General features: G+C 66.6%; 14 protein-coding genes. 3 read left to right on the top strand and 11 right to left on the bottom strand.

Annotated elements, in window-relative coordinates; all coding sequences use genetic code 11:
- Positions 1-179 precede the first annotated feature (179 nt).
- Positions 180-2,069: an ABC transporter ATP-binding protein gene (locus RWX45_RS03195; protein WP_316022335.1), complete on the top strand. Its 1,890-nt coding sequence runs from the start codon at positions 180-182 to the stop codon at positions 2,067-2,069.
- Positions 2,070-2,144: 75 nt separating this feature from the next.
- Positions 2,145-2,327 carry a hypothetical protein gene (locus RWX45_RS03190; RefSeq protein ID WP_316022334.1) on the top strand — a complete coding sequence of 61 codons (183 nt, stop codon included), beginning with the start codon at positions 2,145-2,147 and terminating at the stop codon, positions 2,325-2,327.
- A 179-nt stretch (positions 2,328-2,506) separates the two neighbouring features.
- Here RWX45_RS03190 and RWX45_RS03185 read toward each other — a convergent pair whose 3' ends face one another.
- From RWX45_RS03185 to RWX45_RS03145, 9 genes are all read right to left on the bottom strand, one after another.
- Positions 2,507-3,508 carry a TIM barrel protein gene (locus RWX45_RS03185; RefSeq protein ID WP_316022333.1) on the bottom strand — a complete coding sequence of 334 codons (1,002 nt, stop codon included), beginning with the start codon at positions 3,506-3,508 and terminating at the stop codon, positions 2,507-2,509.
- Between the two features lie 14 nt (positions 3,509-3,522).
- Positions 3,523-3,945 (bottom strand): DUF6379 domain-containing protein, encoded by a 423-nt coding sequence (locus RWX45_RS03180; protein WP_316022332.1) that lies wholly within the window; start codon positions 3,943-3,945, stop codon positions 3,523-3,525.
- 64 nt (positions 3,946-4,009) lie between these two features.
- Positions 4,010-4,402, bottom strand: a complete 393-nt coding sequence (locus tag RWX45_RS03175) for a DUF6379 domain-containing protein (RefSeq protein WP_073328951.1) — start codon at positions 4,400-4,402, stop codon at positions 4,010-4,012.
- A gap of 1 nt (position 4,403) precedes the next feature.
- Positions 4,404-5,420: a sugar phosphate isomerase/epimerase family protein gene (locus RWX45_RS03170; RefSeq protein WP_210581220.1), complete on the bottom strand. Its 1,017-nt coding sequence runs from the start codon at positions 5,418-5,420 to the stop codon at positions 4,404-4,406.
- Between the two features lie 219 nt (positions 5,421-5,639).
- The gene (locus RWX45_RS03165) at positions 5,640-6,764 is read right to left on the bottom strand and encodes a Gfo/Idh/MocA family protein (protein WP_073328946.1); all 1,125 of its coding nucleotides are present in this window, start codon (positions 6,762-6,764) and stop codon (positions 5,640-5,642) included.
- 328 nt (positions 6,765-7,092) lie between these two features.
- Positions 7,093-8,145: a LacI family DNA-binding transcriptional regulator gene (locus RWX45_RS03160; RefSeq protein WP_273100484.1), complete on the bottom strand. Its 1,053-nt coding sequence runs from the start codon at positions 8,143-8,145 to the stop codon at positions 7,093-7,095.
- Positions 8,146-8,165: 20 nt separating this feature from the next.
- Positions 8,166-9,023, bottom strand: coding sequence for a carbohydrate ABC transporter permease (locus tag RWX45_RS03155; RefSeq protein WP_316022331.1), 858 nt, complete (start codon positions 9,021-9,023; stop codon positions 8,166-8,168).
- Entirely contained in the window at positions 9,020-9,961 is a 942-nt protein-coding gene (locus tag RWX45_RS03150) for a carbohydrate ABC transporter permease (RefSeq protein WP_108968718.1), read from the bottom strand. Before RWX45_RS03150 ends, RWX45_RS03155 begins: the two co-directional genes overlap by 4 nt.
- A gap of 61 nt (positions 9,962-10,022) precedes the next feature.
- Positions 10,023-11,336: an ABC transporter substrate-binding protein gene (locus tag RWX45_RS03145; RefSeq protein ID WP_273100482.1), complete on the bottom strand. Its 1,314-nt coding sequence runs from the start codon at positions 11,334-11,336 to the stop codon at positions 10,023-10,025.
- A 661-nt stretch (positions 11,337-11,997) separates the two neighbouring features.
- Here RWX45_RS03145 and RWX45_RS03140 point away from each other — a divergent pair.
- The gene (locus tag RWX45_RS03140) at positions 11,998-13,881 is read left to right on the top strand and encodes an alpha-L-rhamnosidase C-terminal domain-containing protein (protein WP_316022330.1); all 1,884 of its coding nucleotides are present in this window, start codon (positions 11,998-12,000) and stop codon (positions 13,879-13,881) included.
- A 1,090-nt stretch (positions 13,882-14,971) separates the two neighbouring features.
- On the opposite strand, the gene RWX45_RS03135 is transcribed toward RWX45_RS03140, so the two are convergent.
- Together RWX45_RS03135 and RWX45_RS03130 are read right to left on the bottom strand one after the other, a co-directional pair.
- The gene (locus RWX45_RS03135) at positions 14,972-18,070 is read right to left on the bottom strand and encodes a glycosyl hydrolase (protein WP_316022329.1); all 3,099 of its coding nucleotides are present in this window, start codon (positions 18,068-18,070) and stop codon (positions 14,972-14,974) included.
- Positions 18,071-18,099: 29 nt separating this feature from the next.
- Positions 18,100-18,790: hypothetical protein (locus RWX45_RS03130; RefSeq protein ID WP_316022328.1), on the bottom strand; the 691-nt coding region annotated here is incomplete at its 5' end.

Here is an 18,790-nt window from a genome sequence, read left to right as displayed (position 1 = left end):
TCGTCCGCCTCCGGCGCGACGTCGACGACGCTCTCAACCCCGCCGCCGAGGACGCTATGAGCACCGAGGTCGAAGAAGCGCTGAGCACCGTCGCCGAGGACACGCTGAGCACCGACGTCGAGGACACGCCCGTCGTCGACGCCGCGCCGGAGGCGGACGAGGCGCCCGACCCGCACGCCATGCCGCATATCGAGCACCCCGCCCGCCGGCTGCTCGCCTACGTCTTCCACTACTACTCCTGGCAGCTCATCGTCGTTGCCGTCAGCATCGTCATCGCCTCCGTCGCCTCGACGGTCGCCTCGATCTTCATGCAGCGCATCGTGGATGAGGTCATTACCCCGGGTCTGAGCGCGGGGCTCGACGCCGTCATGCCCACGCTCGTACGGATCATCACCGCGATGGGCGTGGTCTACGCCCTCGGTGTGGTCACCAACTTCCTGTACTCACGGATCATGGCCGTCGTCACGCAGGGAGCGCTCAAGCACATGCGCGACGACATGTTCGACCGCATGCAGTCCCTGCCGATCAAGTACTTCGACACCCACGCCCACGGCGCCATCATGTCGACCTACACCAATGACACCGACGCCGTCCGCCAACTCATCGGCCAGTCGATTCCGACCCTCATCCAGTCCGGACTGACTCTGGGCGCCATGCTCGCCATGATGCTCTACTACAGCCTCTGGCTGACCATCCTCGTGCTGGTTGTGGCCGCGGTCATGGTCGGCGCCACCCGGCGGCTCGGCGGGGCGTCGTCGCGCTACATGGTGGCTCAGCAGCATTCGCTGGCCACCGAGGAGGGGTTCGTCGAGGAGATCATGGGCGGGCAGAAGGTCGTCCAGGTCTTCAACCACGAGCAGGCCGCCAAGGACGACTTCGCCGTCCTCAACCAGCAGCTGTTCTCCGATTCGGAGAAGGCCAACCAGTACGGCAACGTCCTTGGCCCGGTCATGGGCAATATGGGCAACCTGCTCTACGTGCTCATCGCCATGGTCGGCGGCCTGCTCATCCAGCTGGAGGTCACCAATATCGGCTTCGCCGGCATGGGCACCATCACCGTCGGCATTATTGTCTCCTACCTGGCGATGGTGCGGCAGCTGTCCCAGACCATCAACCAGGCCTCCCAGCAGGTAGCGCTCATCGCCATGGGGCTGGCTGGCGCCGGACGCGTCTTCGCCCTCATTGATGAAGAACCCGAGCAGGACGCCGGGTATGTGGGGCTGGTCGACGCCGTCGAGACGGCCGATGGCGGCGTTGAGCCCGCCGACCACAAGACCGATGTGTGGGCCTGGCGCCACCCCCACCAGGCCGACGGTACGGTCACCTACACGCGTCTGCGCGGCGAGATCGTCATGAAGCACGTCGATTTCTCCTACGACGGCGTCAAGGAGGTCCTCCACGACGTCTCCCTGTGGGCCAAGCCCGGGCAGAAGATCGCCTTCGTCGGCGCCACCGGCGCCGGGAAGACCACCATCACCAACCTCATCAACCGCTTCTACGACATCGACGACGGCAAGATCCGCTACGACGGGATCAACATCAACAAGATCGCCAAGGCGGATCTGCGCCGCTCGCTCGGCGTCGTCCTCCAGGACGTGCGCCTCTTCACCGGCACCGTCATGGACAACATTCGCTACGGGCGGCTGGACGCCACCGACGAGGAGTGCATTGAGGCGGCGCAGCTGGCCAACGCCGACGGCTTCATCCGCCGCTTGCCCCACGGCTACCAGACGGTGATCTCCGGCGATTCCTCGAGCCTGTCTCAGGGGCAGGCGCAGCTGCTGTCGATCGCCCGCGCCGCCGTCGCAGACCCGCCCGTCATGATCCTGGATGAGGCGACCAGTTCCATCGACACCCGCACCGAGGCACTGGTTCAGGCCGGTATGGACAACCTCATGGCCGGGCGGACGGTCTTCGTCATCGCCCACCGCCTGTCCACGGTGCGCAACTCCGACGCGATCATGGTGCTGGACCACGGCCGCATCATCGAACGCGGCAGCCACGACCAGCTCATCGAGCAGCGCGGCACCTACTACCAGCTCTACACCGGCGCCTTCGAGCTGGAGTAGCCCTGGCGCGTCGGGGCCGGATGCCCCAGAATCCCGGTTTGACGCCCATCAACTTTCCTGAACTGAAAGGACCCTATGTTCTTCGTCGTCCCCTCCACTCCCCTGGACGCGCCCACGGCTCGCGCGATTGCCGAGTCCACCAACGCCATGCTGGCCGACCTCGAGCACGCGGCGGCCGCATCGGCCCTGAAGGGCGCCGCACCGGTCAGCGGCTGGCGTGCACTGCTGCGCAGCCTGACGCCGCGCCGCGCCAGCTGACCCGCGAAGCCGGCGCACCAATTCCTGACCGCTGCCCAGAGTGCTGGGACGGCAAGCGCTGTTCAGGCCTAGTCTCGGCACGTCATTAGTGCCGGTTTCGGCACGTTACAAGTGCCGGTTTCGACGACGAGGGGGCGGGCGGGGTCTCCCCCAAGCCCGCCCCTCGCCTGCCGAAGCCGTCACAGGTTCTCGAGAATGTTCCTGCCCAGTGTCAGGTGCCGGTCGAGCTGCTCGTCGGCGTCGTTGAGGTAGAAGGCGTGGCCCTCGTACTCGCTGATGAAGGCGCCCTGGAAGCCGCCCTCGGCGAGGATGCTCAGTGCCTTGTCATACGGGATCGTCGGCTCGAAGACCTTGCCGTCCGCGTCGAGTTCCAGGTGGTAGAACTTGCCGTGCACGTACTTCACATACGGCACCATCGCGGCGAAGGAGTCGAGCTCCGCCGGCGCGAAGGACAGGTAACCGAACCATTCGGAGATGGCGACCTTCTCCCCCTCGCCGCCGCCCATGTTCTTGGCGACGTGCTCCTGCATCTCCTCCTCGGTCATGCCGTTGTGGCGGTTGGCGATGATCCAGTCGAGGGTCTCCCGCTTGGCGCCCAGGCCCACGTAGCGGTTGATGGCGATCTCGGTGGGCCGCTCAATGAACATGCCGAAGTCGGGCACCAGCCCGAAGGACTCGAGCCGGTTCTTCTCGATCGTCTCCATGAAACCGCGGGTGGTGGCGTCGGCCGGCGTGTGCGGGGCGTGGATCTCGAAGCCGATCTGCACGCCGTAGCGCTCGGCCAGGTCGTTGACGGCGGGGGCGAGCTCCGGCTCGAAGCCGGTGGCGCGCAGATACTTCGCGCCGAGGCTGCGGGCGGTCATGATGTCCAGGCGGATGTCGGAGAGGATGTCCTCCCGGCTCATCTGGTAGCCCGTGATGCGTCCCAGGTCCACGTAACCGCCGTAGGAGAAGACCTCCACACCGTGCTTCGCGCCGGCGGCCAGCACCGCGTCGATCTCCTCGGGCCGCGGGGTGGGGTACTGCTGGAAGGTCTGGGCGCCGACCAGCTCCACCTTGCTGACGCCCTTGGCGGCGACGTGCTCGAAGATCGTGTCAATGCTCCAGTCCTCGTTCTCGATGAACTCCTGGGTGTAGCTGTAGCAGGAAATGCCCTGTTCAATTCCATTAATCGTTGCCATGGTGGTCTTGCTCCTCAGTTCTCAGAGTTCTCGGCCACGGTGAGGGTGGCGGATGCGGAGGCGTCGAACATTCCGTAGACGCCGGGGGCGAACTGCATGTAGACGACGCGCGCCTCGCACACGAAGTCGACGTCGTGCGGCCCGGCCGCCAGCGGCTCGCCGGTTACGTGCAGGCGGATCGGGGTCTTGACGCCCCAGTACTCGGTGAAGGCCAGCGGCACCTGCTTTAGGCGCAGGAACTTGCCGTTGATCTCCACCAGGATGCGGTCGTCGTCGACCCGCTCGCCGTCGATGCTCAGTTCCATCCGCTCGACGGCGGAGATCGGGGTGCCGCGGTAGTAGTTGAGGCCGACGTCGAGGACGTAGCCGTCGGAGTCGTTGGCGAGCCGGCGCAGCACCTGCTCGTCGAAGCCGAGCTTCATGAATTTGGTGGGCATGGGTGATTCCTTCGGTTGGTTCGAGTTTGGTAGCTAGTGAGGCAGCAGTGAGGTGAACACTGTTTCAGGCCACCGCGACCCTGCGGGTGAAGCGGTTCTCGGAGACGAACGGCAGGTAGGACACGCGCAGGCGCAGGTTCACGTGCACGTCGTGCTCGCCGGGGGTCAGGCCGCCGGGCCGCAGCACGGTGATGGTCGCGAAGGTGCGCAGCTCCCAGCGCACGTCCGAGACGTCGGCGAGCTCGGCGAAGGTGCGGGTCACGCCGTCGTAGGTGAAGCGCAGATCCTCCGCGGGCACCGCCTCGCCGTCGACGACGACGTCGGGCGTCTCGATCATGGACAGTCCCAGGCCGCGGTAGTAGGGGATGTGGGCTTCGAAGGAGAAGCCCACCACCTCGCCGTCGGGGCCGGTGACGTTGCGTACGCTTCCCTCGCGAATGATCATCTCGTCGAACATGTCAGTTCTCCTTCCCAATCAGTGCCTTGAGCATGTTCTGGTGGGCGGCGACCTGCGTGACGGAGTCGACGGGCTCGGCGTCCTCGATGTGGCGGTTCCCCTCGTACTCGCTGGAGAGGTAGCCGTCGTAGCCGATCTCGTCCAGGACGGGGACGATCTCGTGGTAGGGGATGGAGTACTCGTGCCAGTAGTCGAAGCCCTCCACCTGGTGCATCTCGTAGAACTTGGCGTGGATGTGCTTGATGAACTCGGCGTGGTCGCGCAGGCAGTCCACGGGTTGGGCGATCATGTGGATGCCGTTGCGGGCCAGGCCCAGGGTGACACCGTCGACGCCCTGCCGCTCCAGGCGGTCGAAGAGGGCCTGGGTGTCGCCGTGAGAGTTGTAGGTGTCCACGATCTCGCGGGCCAGCTCCGGGTCGGCGCCGTCGCGCAGGGCCCGGTCGACGACGACGCGCGGCAGCTTATGGACGAAGATGCCCATGTCCGGCACGCAGCCGACGACGTCGGAGCCCACGCGCGCGGCGACCTCCAGATGCCGCTTGATCCAGTCGTCCTCGAAGGAGTATGGGGAGTGGACCTCCACACCCATCCACACGCCGTGGTCGCGCGCGTAGGGGGCGGCGGACTCGACGACCTCGGGCGGGGTGTTGACGATGATGCGGATGCCCTTGGCGCCGAGCTTGGCGGTGTGCCGGATGTCCCGTTTGAGGGAGTCGACCATTTCGGAGTGGTTGAGCAGGCGGCCGCGGTAGCGCTTGGTGTCCAGGAACATGTCGTGGACAGTCGGCGTGGTGCCGTACTTCGCCATGAGGTCCTGCCACCAGGAGTAGAAGGAGTCGGGCAGATCGGGCTGACCGGGGAAGGGGAAGCCGGGGATCATCTGCTCGCCTAGGGTCTCGATGCCAAGCGCGCCCTCCTTGGCGGCTGCGGCGACGCAGTCCTCGAGGTCCATGGTGCCGTGAACGTATTCGTGCTGGTACGAGTACAGGCTGACTCCGCGTTTGATCTGTGAGGTCATTGATGCGCTCCTCTCTGAGTGCGGATTGCGGGTGAGTGTGGTTCGGCCCCGGCCCCGCGGTGGGGACCGGGGCCGAACCTGTTGCTGTCCGTCAGGCTGCGTCCGAGGGCGCGGCCGGGACGGTGCGGCGGGTATTGATGGATTAGGACTGCGGCAGGGGTGACGGCGTCGAGCGGGCGGGCGATACTGTCGGGCCGGGTAAGCGACGCCGTCGGGCCGTCAGTCGAAGTAGACGGGCTTGCCGCCCTGGGCCGCGGACTTGTAGATGCCGTCGAGGATCTCGGTGACGACGACCGCCTGGTCCGCGGTCACGTAGGGCTCGGTGTCGTTCAGGATGGCGTCGAGCCACAGGCCGGCCTCTAGGCCGCCCATGTAGGCGAAGCCGGTCTGGGCCTCGCCGGCGGCACCGGCGGAGAAGTAGGCGCCACCCTCGCCGAAGCCGGTGTTGACCTGCCTACCGCCCTCGATGGAGTTGACGTCGACGATCAGGTTGGCCGAGCCGGCCGGGTCCTGGATGGTCTCGGCACCGGCCTCGGTGCCCATGATGGTGATGCAGCCCTCGCGGGCGGCCTTGATGTTCAGGGCCCAGGAGGCCTCGACGAACAGGGAGGCGCCGTTCTTGAAGGTGACGAAGCCGAAGGCGGAGTCCTCGACCTCGTAGGTGGCCGGGTCCCATTCGCCGCCGATGTTGCCCTCGGGCTTGTCGGCCAGCTTGTAGTTGACCACGCCGGTGACGGAGGCGACGTCGTAGTTGTTCATCAGCCACAGGGCGACGTCGATGGAGTGACCGCCCAGGTCGATGAGCGGGCCACCGCCCTGCTTGGTCTTGTCGGTGAACACGCCCCAGATCGGCACGCCGCGACGGCGGGTGGCGTGGGCCTTGGCGGCGTAGATCTCGCCGAACTTGCCCTCGTCGGCCAGGGCCTTGAGGAACTGGTACTCCTCGCGCTGGCGGTACTGGAAGCCGACGGTCAGCTTCTTGCCGGTGCGCTTGGCGGTGTCGCGCATCTTGCGGGCGTCCTCGCCGGTGACGGCCATGGGCTTCTCCACCATGACGTGCTTGCCGGCCTCCAGGGCGGCGCAGGTGATCTCGCAGTGGTTCGCGTTCCAAGTGCACACGTGGATGACGTCGATCGAGTCGTCGTTCACGAGGTCCTTGTAATCGGTGGTGGTGTAGGCATCCGTATTGCCCCACTGAGCCTTGCCGGCCTCGGCGCGCTCAATGTCGAAGTCGCAGAAGGCGACGATCTCGCACTTGTCCTTGTGCTGCGCCAGGCCCACCAGGTGCTTCTGGGTTCCGATGAATCCCAGGCCCACGATGCCGATGCGAAGCTTCTTGCTCATGTCTGAACTCCTGTGTTCGGGTTGAGCCCGCCGGCGGTGGCTGGGCCCGGCAGGATGCGTTCCCGCCTCACAGGATCGATTCAACTCGGCAGCCACAGCCGAACCCAAGCCCACACACGCACACTTGCGCCTCGTGCGTGCATAAGTGGCTACGGAAGGTGGGCATGCCCGCCCCCACCCGCGAGCAGCCTAGGTTTTCGTGGGCAGGAGTAAACACCGGACCAGCTCGCGATTGCGTTTCCCGGGGCGGCAGCGGAAAGCCGCAACGGCGGACACTCACCAAGCCCATTACGAGCACGAGGTACAAGGCCGTACCAATGGGGCAGGCCTACGCACGTACCGTCGACCCCCGCACGATCAACTCCGGAGTGAGCACAACCCGCTGGTGAACATGGAATCCGTCCCGATCCATCTCATCCAGGAGCAGGCGCACGGCCGCAGTCCCCATCTCCTGCCCCTTCATGGTGATGCTGGTCAGCGGTACTCGGCAGTCCCCCGCGGAGCTGTTGCGGTCGCAGCCCATGACGGCAATATCACCCGGAACCGCAATGCCCGCATCGCACAGTCCCTCTACCAGTCCAGACGCGAGCGAGTCCGACACACCAATAATCCCGTCGGGGCGGGTTTCGGGGCCGCGGCCGGCGATTTGCTGTGCCACGGCCAAGCCATCGGCCTCTTTCACTCCGCCGGCCATGATCTCCTCGAAGGAGGCGGCTCCAGCGGCTTCGCGCATCGCGCGGCGCACCCCCCTTCGTCGCAGCCGAACCGGTTGGTACTGCTCGTCGCCGCCTGCCGCGAAAGCGATCCGCCTGCAGCCAATATCCAGCATGTGCTGGACGGCCAGGTAGCCGACCTGTTCGTTGTCGACGACGACGGTGCACAGGTCCTCGTCCCCCTGGTCGTAGTTGATCAGTACCACCGGTATACCGCGCACCTTGAGCCGGGCCACATGCTCCGAGGAGTCCTGCATGGGTGCCAGAAGCAGTCCGGCGACCCTGGCCTCGTTGAAGGAGTCCACATTGCTCCCCTGGGCACCGAAGTCATCAGCGCTGTCCGCCAGCAACAGGTTATGGCCGGCCGCACGGGCCGCAGCCTGCGCTCCTCTAGCAACGTCAACGAACATGGAGTTCGAAAGGTTGATGACGACCAGCCCCAATGCGCCAGATCGACCGGAGGCAAGCGTGCTGGCGTTGGCGTTGCGGACGAACCCGAGTTCATCGATCGCCGCCCGCACTCGCTCTATGGCTGCGGGGGACACGCGCTCGGGATGGTTTAGTACGTTCGACGCGGTACCAAGGGACACCCCGGCACGATCCGCGACATCGCGCAGACGCGGCGACCGCTGCGTTCGCGTGGGCACCTCTAGAACACCTCCTCCCATCCCGAGCACGTCGGTCCGCATTATCCCTTCACAGCGCCCGCCGTCATCCCCTCCTGGATCTGTCGGTTGAAGAACGCGTACATGATCAGCGGCGGGATAGTGATCAGCAGGACGTCCATGAACAGGAGGTTCCACTGGTTCAGGCCTTGAGATTGGTAATTGTACAGCGTGAGCTGAACCGTCTCGTTGCCGGCTCCGGGCAGGAAGTACAAGGCGTAGGTGAAGTCGTTGAAAACGGTCACCGCCTGAACCACGATCACCGTCACGATCGTCGACTTCAACAGCGGAAAGATGACCCGGAAGAACAGGCGCAGCGGGCCAGCGCCGTCGATCACCGCCGCCTCGTCCAGTTCTCTCGGGATCGTCTCGACGAAGGCCCGGAACAGCAGGATGCAGAACGAGAGCCCAAAGGCTACATGGACGGCGATCAACCCCGCCAGGGTCTTGTACAGACCTAAGCCATCCAGTACCCAGATGGTCGGGACGACGGCCGGAGGGATGATGAGCCCCATCATGACGAACAGATTGATGATGCCGTTCCACCGTGACTGGCGCCGCTGCAGGACGTAGCCAACCATCGCGCCCAGGATCACCTGGATCGCCACGGCAAGCACTGTTACGACGGCGGAGTTGACGAAGGCACGTATCAGCACGTAGTCCTGGGTGGCGATCACCGCTTTGAAGTTCTCCACGAAGGCCCACTGGGTGGGCAATGAGAACTCCAGCAGGGAGGCCTCCTTCTGCGTCTTCCCCGCCGTCAGCACAATGAAGACGAACGGGACGATGAAGACCACGACGCTGACGAGGATGGCGATGATCCCCGGGACCAACCCTTTGCGAGTACGCCGCCTTCCGGCGGATGCTGCGGTGACACTCATGATTGCTTGCCCTTCCTGTTCAGCCACGTGTTGAGGGGGATCACGATCACCGCAATGACGAGGAACAGCACGACGTTGCCCGCCGTCGACAGGCCGTAGAAGCCGGCCTGATACTGCTTGTAGATGACCGATGCGATCACGTCAGAAGAGAATCCGGGGCCGCCGCGGGTCATGGTCCAGATTAGGTCGAAGGACCTCAGCCCGCCGATGAGAGAGAGGATGATGACGGTGACCGTAGCCGGACGGCACAGCGGCAAGGTGATGTTCTTGAAGATCTGCCAGGCACCGGCACCATCCACCTTCGCGGCCTCGACGAACTCGTGAGGGATGGCGACAATGCCGGAGATGTAGATGACCGTGGCCAGGCCAACCCCCTTCCAGACGTCGACACCGGCGACGGAGAAGAGCGCGAGGTTGGGATCGGTCAGCCAGCCGGGACCGTCAATTCCGACGAGGGCGAGGGCCCGGTTGACCAGGCCGTCCTGCGGATCGAGCAGCACCTTCCAGGTGACGCCGACCCCGATCGTAGATACGAGCACGGGGAAGAACACGACCGACCGCAGGTAGTTGCGGCCGAAGACCTGGGAGGTGAGGAGCACGGCGAGGGCGAGCCCGAGCACGACCTTTGTGCCTGAAGTGACGAAGGCGTAGATGAAGGTGTTGATGAAGCCCTTCACCAGGGAGGGCTCCTTGAAGAACTGGACGAAGTTGTCCAGTCCGATGAACTCCATGTCGAACAAAGTCCAGCGCGTTAGGGAGAAGTAGAACGAGGCGGCCGTCGGAACCAGGAAGAGAATGACGAAGAACAGCGCTGCGGGGATGTGGAAGTACAGCGGGTAGTACTTGTCCAGGCCCCGCCCCTTCTTCTTCATCTTCTTTAGATGAGTCTTGTTCTTCGAGGCGCCGCTCGACACCGTTGATGCAGTGATAGCAGTCATGATTCCTCCGAGTGAAGTGTGGGGACGGGGTTCTACCCCGCCCCCACACGAGGCTCACGCGTCACCAGCCCTCGAGGCCCAGCTGCTGCGCTTGCTTCTCAACGTCCTGGTCGTACAGGGCAGCACCCTCGGACGCCGAGGAGATGCCTGAGCCCACCTGCACGGTGATCTGCTCGAGCGAGGGCCCCTTGATCGGCGAGAGGAACTCCAGCGCCAGGCCGGTGTTGCCCTCGTCATAATAGGGGGTCATATCATCGACCAACGAAGTGGCGGTCTCCGGTAGCTCGCAGCCATCGATGACGAACGGACCGCCGACCGTGATCGCCGAGCCCATTACCGTGCAAGCTTCCGGAGTGGCCAGCCAGTCAAGGAGCTCATATGCGGCCTCGAGCTTCTCACCCTCCGTGCTCTTGGGGATGTACATGCCGTTCGGCGTACCAATGGTCAGCGTGGTGTTGGCGGCGTCGTCCGCGGGAATCGCGAACACACCGAGCGAGGAGTCAGCGTCCGGATAGTTCTCACCGATGGCGGCGGATACATTCGAAGTCAACATCGGATAGTGGGCCGCCGTGCCCTCGGCGAGCATCTTGACTCCGTCGTCGTAGGTTGCGGAGGCGAAGTCGTCATTCAGGTACCCGGCGTCGTAGATGTCCTGCAGGTGCTGGAAGCCTGCGAAGGCCGGTTCCTCAGCGTACTTGGCCTTGTTGGCCGTGTAGTTGTCGGCCCAGTCGGGGTCGGCGGCCAGCACGTTGGCCGCGTCACCGAGGACCATGACCTGCGAGGTCCAGGTGTCGGAGTAGGTCTGTACAACCGGGGTGATACCGGCAGCGGCGATCTTCTCGTTGTTGTCGATGAACTCGTCCCAGGACTTGGGCACATCCAGTCCAAGCTCGGAGTAGACATCCTTGTTGTAGATCATGCCGAAGGCAAAGGACGCCCCGACCGGCAGACCGTACAGGCCGTTGTCGGTGGAGGCGGCCTGCGTCCAGTTGTCGTCGACCTTACTTGCCCACGCCTGATCGGACAGGTCCACGAGCGTAGAGTCGGGGCTCAATGCCTTCAACAACGAACCGGAGTTATACCAGAACAGATCGTTCATGTCGCCAGTAGACAGACGTGTCTTGATCAGGTTGTCCCCCTCCGACCCCGAGGGGTGAGTCTCGTAGGAGATCTGAATGTCCTCATGGGATGAGTTGAACGACTCCATCAGCGGATCCCACAGGGCGATCGACGAGGGGTCGGAGTCGATGTAGATGGAGAGCTCGGTCACGCCTTCGGCCGAGTCGCCTCCGGATCCGGAACCGCAGGCGCTGAGTCCAAGCGCCCCTGCGAGGGTGACGGCCGCTAGGACGGCCACGGATTTACGGGTACTCATGTGGGTGTCCTCCATTTGTGGGTACCTCCGCCACTCCTCCATTGGAGTGGCGCGAGCCATGAAACTGAAGCGCTTCATTGCCGCGCCAGCATAGATCGCCGCCGATACGGCCGTCAAGTACTAGGACTCGCATCTTCTCAGAGACGACACAACCGCAGCGATTCGGCAGCATCACAGAGGCTTCGCACGATCGCACAACGCAACCAACAGCGCTCGCACACCTCGCACGCCACACCCCCACTTGCGTCGAGAGTTCCGAAGCGCTTCAATATGTGCGGCAAGCCGATTAGGTTATGACGCGCTGCGACGAGGCAACGACTCCCCGTGAGGTACAGACATGAGCTTCCCGCCAGAACCGCATGGTGACTGCACCCCTGCAGTGCCAACCTGCGACTACCAGACGATTATCTCCCGCTCACCACTGCCCCTGATCGGGCTGGACGGCCCGACCAAGACCTCTACCGGACCCGGGGCGCGAACCTGGCTCTATCCCCGTGCTCAGTTTGGCCGTGGAGCGCTACAGGCGCTACTGGCAGAGAGTCGACGAACCATGCGTCATGTCTCCTACCCGGAGACCGCTACTCCCCCGGCCTCGCGCGCCTTGTTCCGTCTGCGAGGGCACGGGAGCGCGGTCCTTGCCGACGCCACCGGCGTGGTCACCGTGGAGACGATTGACAGTTCATCTGAGACGGCCGTATCCACGACGGCGGGAACTTCGTTTGCACCCCCACTGCGCGTCAGACACCTGAAACCCGGCACAACTTTGCGCTTCCACGGCGAGGAGGCGATTACCCTCGTCGTCGATGCCAAGGACGGCCAACCACCAGCTATCTGTCTCGCCGCACCAGCCAGCCGCGGGCAGGAGGAGCGCAGCACAGTCCCCGGAGAACGACGCTACTCCCTTAGGGACATCCACGTCGAGACGCTACTGAAGGGAGATCGAAACTGGTATCCCGCCGATGTTCGCTCCGAGGATCAGACGCCACCACACATGGCCGGCGAGCCGATCACAGAGATCGAGTTGGTCCGCGGGGATGCGGACGAGGCTTCGTTATGGGTCGCACCACTCCCCTTACTTGGGCATGTTGTCATCGATTGCCCACCCGGGGCCGAGCAACCGGTGCTGACGGTGGGCGAATCGCCCGCGGAGGCACTGGCCAGCGCCGAGTTCGCCGAGTGCCACACCGATCTGACGCAAGAGGAGCCGGGACGTTGGGTCAGTAGGAACCGTCTGGGGCTACGGTACGCCCGCGTGGATGACGCTACCGCCTCACGTGTGCGCGTGCGTGCCAGTTCTCGCATCTTCAACCGGCGCGGAGCGTTCGCGTGCTCGGATAAGCGCCTGACCCGCATGTGGACAGTGGCGGCGACGACGCTGGGGACTTGTATGCAGACCCTCGTCGTCGACGGTATCAAGCGGGACCGCCTGCCATGGATGGCCGACTATGCCGCCGCAATTGGCCCGAATGCATATGCATTCGGCGATTCGCGCATCGTCGCAGACGGCATCGCAGCCCTCCTCCGGCCGCAAAGCGGCTACGTGAACGGCATCGCCGACTACACGCTGTGGGGAATCATCGCGCTTGCGCTCGACCTGGAGGCCTTCGACGACGAGACTCTGCTGACCGAAACCACACCGGAGTTGGACGAGGTCGTCACCTCGCTGCTGGCTATGACGAATAGCGACGGATTGCTGCACACCACCAAGGACGAGTCCTCCTTCCCCCACACGGGACCGGGAGCGGTCTTCCTGGACTGGGGCGTCGAGGTAGACCCACAGCGCACACCGACGGCGTTCCAAGCCCTGTGGTACTGGGCGCTGCGAAGCGCGGTTCGGGTAGGCGCCCGTGCAAGCAGAACAGGACCGCCGAACGCGCCGAGCGCAGAGCGACTACAGGTCTGGGAGGGGTGCGCCACGCGAGTTGCCCGGACGTTGAACAACGCAGCATGGGATCACAGCACCGGTGCATGGCGCGAATACGTCGACGGCGTCTCTCGCCCGGCGCCCTTAGCTAACACGCTAGCCACCCTGGCCGAGCTCACGCCGCCGCATGCGCCGGGCGTGGAGACGCAAATCCTGGCCACATCGTCGGGAACCCCCTCGATGCGGGCCTGGGCGTTGCGCGCGCTTGTGCAGCGCGGACTGCGCGGCGAGGCGGTTGATGAGCTAACTCGAACCTGGGGACCGCTGGTTGACGCAGGGGTGAATACGTTCTGGGAAGAATTCCCCTCGGAGGGGGAGCAACCGACACAGATGTACGGGCGCCCCTTCGGCAAGAGCCTCTGCCACGGCTGGGCCGCAGGGCCCGCTGATCTGCTCGTGCTGGCAATCCTGGGCGTGCAGGCCCTGGCACCAGGCTGGGAGGAGTTCATAGTGGACCCCCAGCTAGGGGAGCTCGAATGGGCTGCATGCGCCATCCCGACCGTGCACGGCGACGTGTGCGTCGTCGCGGAGCGGGGAAAGACGACGGTGGACGTGCCGGCGGGAACAGCGCTCGTTCGTGGCGCTGAGCGGATCGTCGGACCGGCTCGAGCGATTTGGTAAACGGGCTCTTCCGGTTTGAGATTGGGGTGATGTTTGGGGCGTGTGGTTGCTCGAGGTTCGGCCGACTGGCCCGTGTCTGCTTGGACCGTCCCAGACGGTCCAACTAGAGGAACGCAATCCAACTGGGGATTCGGGGGCCAAGTATAGGTGCGGGCGCCAGCCCGGCTGGCCTCCCCGCCGCCGGCCAGCGCACCGGGTGCCGGGCAGGACCGCGAGTACCCCGGGCGGACGCAAACCGGCTCTTCCAGCTCCGGGGGTTGTGGTGTTGCATTCCGGGGCGGCCTCGGGTGGCGGGGTGGGGCCTGTCCACCCACGGCCCACCGCTGGCGCTCGTTCCCGTGCGTGGCGGTCCAAAGTGTCCAGGATCGGCATAAGCACCTCCGACGTTGCCCGCGGCCGTGGGCATAACGTCGGAATCATGCGGTTTCCAAATTGGCCCTAGCGGTCGTGGACGGTCTTAGTGCCGAATTCGGACATTCCGCCCCACAGCGGGGCGCCCGGGCACACACCACCCACCCCCACAAACCGGAAGAGCCGGTAAACGTCAGCACCCGGCCAAAGGCACTTTTCCGGAGCATTCCTTCAGGATCATCCTGGACAAACAGGCTCTCGATCAAGCAGGTGGCTGGTGACGCAACCGAGCAGATGGCAACGCTGCACACTCAAGAAGTCCAACTCCCACCAAAACTCGCATGATCCTGCGGTTTCACCCATCGGGTCCGGAGCTGTGGAAAGGCTCCGGTGTGCAACGAGGCCCCCGTTGCACACCGGAGTACAGTCACCGAAATTCGGCCGGTCCGTCATTTCCGCACAATGCCGATGAAAAACCAGAACTGAGCAAGTTTGTCCTCGCAGCTCCAGTGTGCAGCCCCTACGCGCCCACTCCAACCACACCCAACCCGGATATAGCCTCCGCCACATCAACCGACCTCGGCACGTAACTTCCACCGACCTCGGTACGTAAGATCAACCGACCTCGGCACGTAAGATCAACCGACCTCGGCACGTAAGATCAACCGACCTCGGCACGTAAGATCAACCGACCTCGGTACGTAAGATCTACCGACCTCGGTGGAGGGGACTGGAGGGGCTAGCGGAGGTGGACGGGGCCGAGGAGGCCGTGGGGGACGCTCGGGTGTTCCACCGCCCAGGGGCCAGTCATGTAGGCGTCGGCCGCGAGGGTGGCGTTGCGCAGCGTCGTGCGCACCTCGATCTCAATGATCGGCTCGCGGCCCGCGGCCACGGCCGCCGACAGCGCGCCCCCGATCGCGATGGCCGCATCTTCGCGCAGCACCGGCCCGAAGACCCGGTCGCCCACCCGCACCACGGCGCTGCCGCCCAGCTCTCCGAGCGTCAGCACCGCGTCCGCGAGCGCGGCCCGGCCAGCGTCGCCGCCACTGCCCACTTCCACGCGTGCCCGATACACGCCAGTGCCGGAGACGTCCTTCAGCGCCGCGATGTCGCGCCAGTCGCCGGGGCCCTGCCCGGGCAGGACGATGGTGCGGGGCCCGGCGGGCTCCTCGCTGATGACGGTCAGGCTCCAGTCCGTCAGCACGAACTCCTCGCCGTCGGCACCGACGCGGGCGGTGGCCGCCGAACCTCCGGGCAATGCGACGCCGCCCGCGCCATACGCATCCGCTGCGCCACCCACGGCCCCGGTTCCGATCACCGCCCCGGCCACCGCACGGGCGCCGGCTTCACCCGCTGCGGCGCCTGCTGTGTCGCCACTCCCCGCGGTCGCGGCCGCCGCCGTACCGCCCTCCCCCGCGGACACGACCCGCAGCATCACCAAGCCGAGCGGCTCCAGGCAGGCCTCCACCCGCGTACGCCCGCCGGCCACCTCGGCACCCACACGCGTGATCTCGCCGGCGTCCAGGTCCAGGACCTCCACGCGCCCGGCCCCCTCGATCTCCAGCGGCAGTGCCACCGCCTGCGCGGCGGGGTTGTAGACGAGCACGTAGCGGCCCTCGGCGGCGTCACGCACCTGGGTCAGTAGCACCGGCCCGTTCCAGGCCACGCGGGGCCGCACCCCGAGTGCCGCGAGCGCGCCGGGCACCTCCGCCCAGCCGTCCACCCGCTTAACGCGCGGCCCCGCGAGCGCGGAGGCGATCGCCTCACGCACCGCCGCGTCGGCATCGGCGCCACCCCATCCGGCATCCCCGGTGGGCGGCCGACCGACGAGCACAATCGCCAGTCCCTCCGCGGCGGCGCACGCCAGCCCACGGGCCGCATCCAACGGGATCGCGCCGCCCTGAAGCGCGGCATCCAGCACCAGCGCCCGGTAGGCGGGCCCCTCCGGGAAGAGCACGACTCGCCCCGCTTCGAGGCCGACGACACCTGCCTCGGCCAGGCCGACCGGGTCGAGTAGCTGCACGTTGTAGCCGGCGCGCTCCAGGGGCTCCGCGTCGATGAGCCGGTCGGGGGCGGTGGCGTCGGCCTCGGCGTTGCCGCGGGCGGCGGTGGTCAGGAAGCCGTCCCGGTAGACGGCCACGTCCGCTCGGGGCATGCCGGTCTCCAGCACCGCGGTGCCGCGCGCCCAGTAGTCGGTCAGTCCCTTCCAGTGCGGCCACTGGGGGAAGTGCCGGTGGTTCCAGGACTCGGAGACGATGGTGCCGAAGCGGCCCCGGGTGGGCCAGGGCGCCTCGGGGTCCTGGGCGGCGAAGCCGTGCACGAAGGGCTTGGTGACGCCGACAGCCCACTCCTTGTCCAGCATGTGCCGGTAGTCGGCCAGGGAGAAGTCGTAGCACTTGTCCATCTGGGCGCCGAGCTCGGTGGACACGCGCACGGCCCCGCCCTGGTGGGCGCCGGCCACGCAGCTGCGCTGCCAGTCCAGGGCGAAGCGCCAGTTCGGGTGGTCCATGTTGATGGGCGCGCGGTCCCCGGAGTTCAGGGACTCCACCTCCGCGCGCCCGCCGCAGCGCACCAGCTCCCGGAAGGAGCGGACCGGTTCCAGGTTCTGCCCGTAGGCGGCCTGCGCCTTGTGCCGCATGCCGTGCCCGACGGCCCAGTCCTGGATGAGGGCCAGGTGGTCGGTGACGTACAGGTCGGTGACGGTGCGGTCGTAGTCCGTGCGCACGCGCCGCCCCAGCGAGGTCGGGGCGCCGTCGGGATCGGCGGAGTCGAAGTCGGGGCGCGGCGGCGTCTCAGGCACCCAGTACCGGCACTGGCCGTGGGCGATCAGGAGCGGCAGGTAGCGGGTGGGGTCGTAGCCGCGCCGGGCCTGGAAGCGCTCACGCAGTTCCGGGCTCCAGAACAGGCAGTCGGCGTTCAGTTCCAGGGAGTCCTCGAACAGCTCGGTGGCGGTAGACCCCTCCGCCCCCAGTGCGGCCGCACCCGCCTGCCCGAGCTGGTGCTCATCCAGGTAGGCCAGGGCGGCGCGGGCGGCGGCGGCGTCCAGGAAGCTGGTCACCCCCTGCTCGCTGTCGCGGCTCCAGAAGGCCATGAGCGCCCACTGCCCCGGCCCGGGCTCCCAGTCGACGACGGCGCCGGTCCCCTCACCGCGCACCTGCCCGGTCAGGTCGGTCAGGGTGGTCTCGTCCAGCAGGGTGGAGTGCTCGGGCTCGATGATCTTGGTGGGCTTGCCCCAGGGGTTGCCGGAGTCCACCACCCGCGGTGGTGTGCCGCGTCGGACCACCCGGGCGGAGACGACGGCGACCAGCTTCCCGCCGCGCGCCAGCTCCGCGTCGTCGAAGGGTGCGGGCACGGGGGTGGTGGCCGTGCCGCCACGGCCGCCGGCGGGATCATGAATCTCGGTGGAGTTCTCGGCGGCGGCCCGGACGGCGTCGCCCCGGATATCCGCCCGGGCCTCGCCCTCAACCCACCTCACCCCGTACTGGAGTTCCTGGGCGGCGTAGGCGGTGCCGCGGGTGGTGTTGGGGGTTTGCAGCGGCCAGGCGGCGCCGAGCGTCATGGCCACGCCCACCCCCCGGTGCCGGGCCTCGGCCAGGACGGCGGCCAGCGCCTCACGCTGGGCGGCGTCGGCCCAGAAGCCGGGCGAGAAGGCGATCTCCACCTCCCCGAAGCCGGCGGCGGCGATGGCCCGCAGCTCCTCGAGCAGTGCCTCAACCGGAACCGGCTGCTGCCACCACCAGCGGATGCCGGGCCGGTCGGTCATCTCCGGGGTGGCGAAGCGCGCCCGGGTCAGGGCGGCGCGAGTGGCGGGTCGGCGCAGGTCGGCGGGCGCGGTCATTGTGTGCTCCTGGCTGTTACGTGCGGCCCTTACAGGGCCCGGTAGCGGAAGTCGGTGATGCGGGCGCTGCCGGGTCCGGCGGCGAAGACGGCGGGCCGCAGCGAGACCAGGTCGTTCGCGGTGTTGGCGTGGTAGCCGGAGCACTCCAGGGTGAGCGGGTAGTGGGTCCACTCCGTCTGCCCGGGGCTGTGGTAGTACATCTGCACGATGTGCTCGCGCTTCTCCAGGGCGAGTTCCAGGGCGCGGGTGCCCTCCGGCAGCGGCTGACTCCCCCAGGTGCGGGTGCCGCCGGTCCACGCCTGCAGGCGCCCGGCGGCCAGTTCCAGTCCGAGGAAGAGCCGGTGGTTGAAGAACAGCAGCAGGCCGGCCGTCGTCCCGGGGGTCTCCGAGCCTCCGGACGTGCCCGGTTCACCGCCGGAGCCCTCCGCGGCTCCGGTCTGCGGGCCGCCGTCCTCTCCCGCCCGGGCGGCGTCCAGCAGTTCGATGCCGACCTCAACCCGGTAGGAGCGGTCAGGGGCACGCACGGTCATGGGTGAGGCCGACGCCGGGTCCTGGCCCTTCCCGGCCAGCACCAGGCCCGCCTCGGTGAAGGCGGCGCGGGCGGTCTCGCCGGCACCCGGCCGGTCGAAGGTCCAGCGCCAGCCCCAGGCCGGGGCGTGGAAGTCGTCGGACAGGGCGACGCCGTGAGGCCGCTGCTCGCTGCCGCCGCCGGGCAGGGGC

Origin of the sequence: Actinomyces sp. MRS3W (assembly GCF_032465695.1) — a bacterium.
In the GTDB taxonomy this organism is placed as follows: domain Bacteria; phylum Actinomycetota; class Actinomycetes; order Actinomycetales; family Actinomycetaceae; genus Actinomyces.
Note: the sequence above shows the minus strand (reverse complement) of the source record. Positions and strands in the feature narration are given on the sequence as shown.

Bases quoted from the DNA above. Each gene is read 5' to 3' on its own strand.
- RWX45_RS03160 (WP_273100484.1), bottom strand. From the start codon at position 8,145: ATGGGAGGAGGTGTTCTAGAGGTGCCCACGCGAACGCAGCGGTCGCCG.
- RWX45_RS03135 (WP_316022329.1), bottom strand. From the start codon at position 18,070: ATGACCGCGCCCGCCGACCTGCGCCGACCCGCCACTCGCGCCGCCCTG.
- RWX45_RS03145 (WP_273100482.1), bottom strand. From the start codon at position 11,336: ATGAGTACCCGTAAATCCGTGGCCGTCCTAGCGGCCGTCACCCTCGCA.
- RWX45_RS03155 (WP_316022331.1), bottom strand. From the start codon at position 9,023: ATGAGTGTCACCGCAGCATCCGCCGGAAGGCGGCGTACTCGCAAAGGG.
- RWX45_RS03185 (WP_316022333.1), bottom strand. From the start codon at position 3,508: ATGGCAACGATTAATGGAATTGAACAGGGCATTTCCTGCTACAGCTAC.
- RWX45_RS03175 (WP_073328951.1), bottom strand. From the start codon at position 4,402: ATGTTCGACGAGATGATCATTCGCGAGGGAAGCGTACGCAACGTCACC.
- RWX45_RS03180 (WP_316022332.1), bottom strand. From the start codon at position 3,945: ATGCCCACCAAATTCATGAAGCTCGGCTTCGACGAGCAGGTGCTGCGC.
- RWX45_RS03195 (WP_316022335.1), top strand. From the start codon at position 180: ATGCCGCATATCGAGCACCCCGCCCGCCGGCTGCTCGCCTACGTCTTC.
- RWX45_RS03190 (WP_316022334.1), top strand. From the start codon at position 2,145: ATGTTCTTCGTCGTCCCCTCCACTCCCCTGGACGCGCCCACGGCTCGC.
- RWX45_RS03150 (WP_108968718.1), bottom strand. From the start codon at position 9,961: ATGACTGCTATCACTGCATCAACGGTGTCGAGCGGCGCCTCGAAGAAC.
- RWX45_RS03170 (WP_210581220.1), bottom strand. From the start codon at position 5,420: ATGACCTCACAGATCAAACGCGGAGTCAGCCTGTACTCGTACCAGCAC.
- RWX45_RS03165 (WP_073328946.1), bottom strand. From the start codon at position 6,764: ATGAGCAAGAAGCTTCGCATCGGCATCGTGGGCCTGGGATTCATCGGA.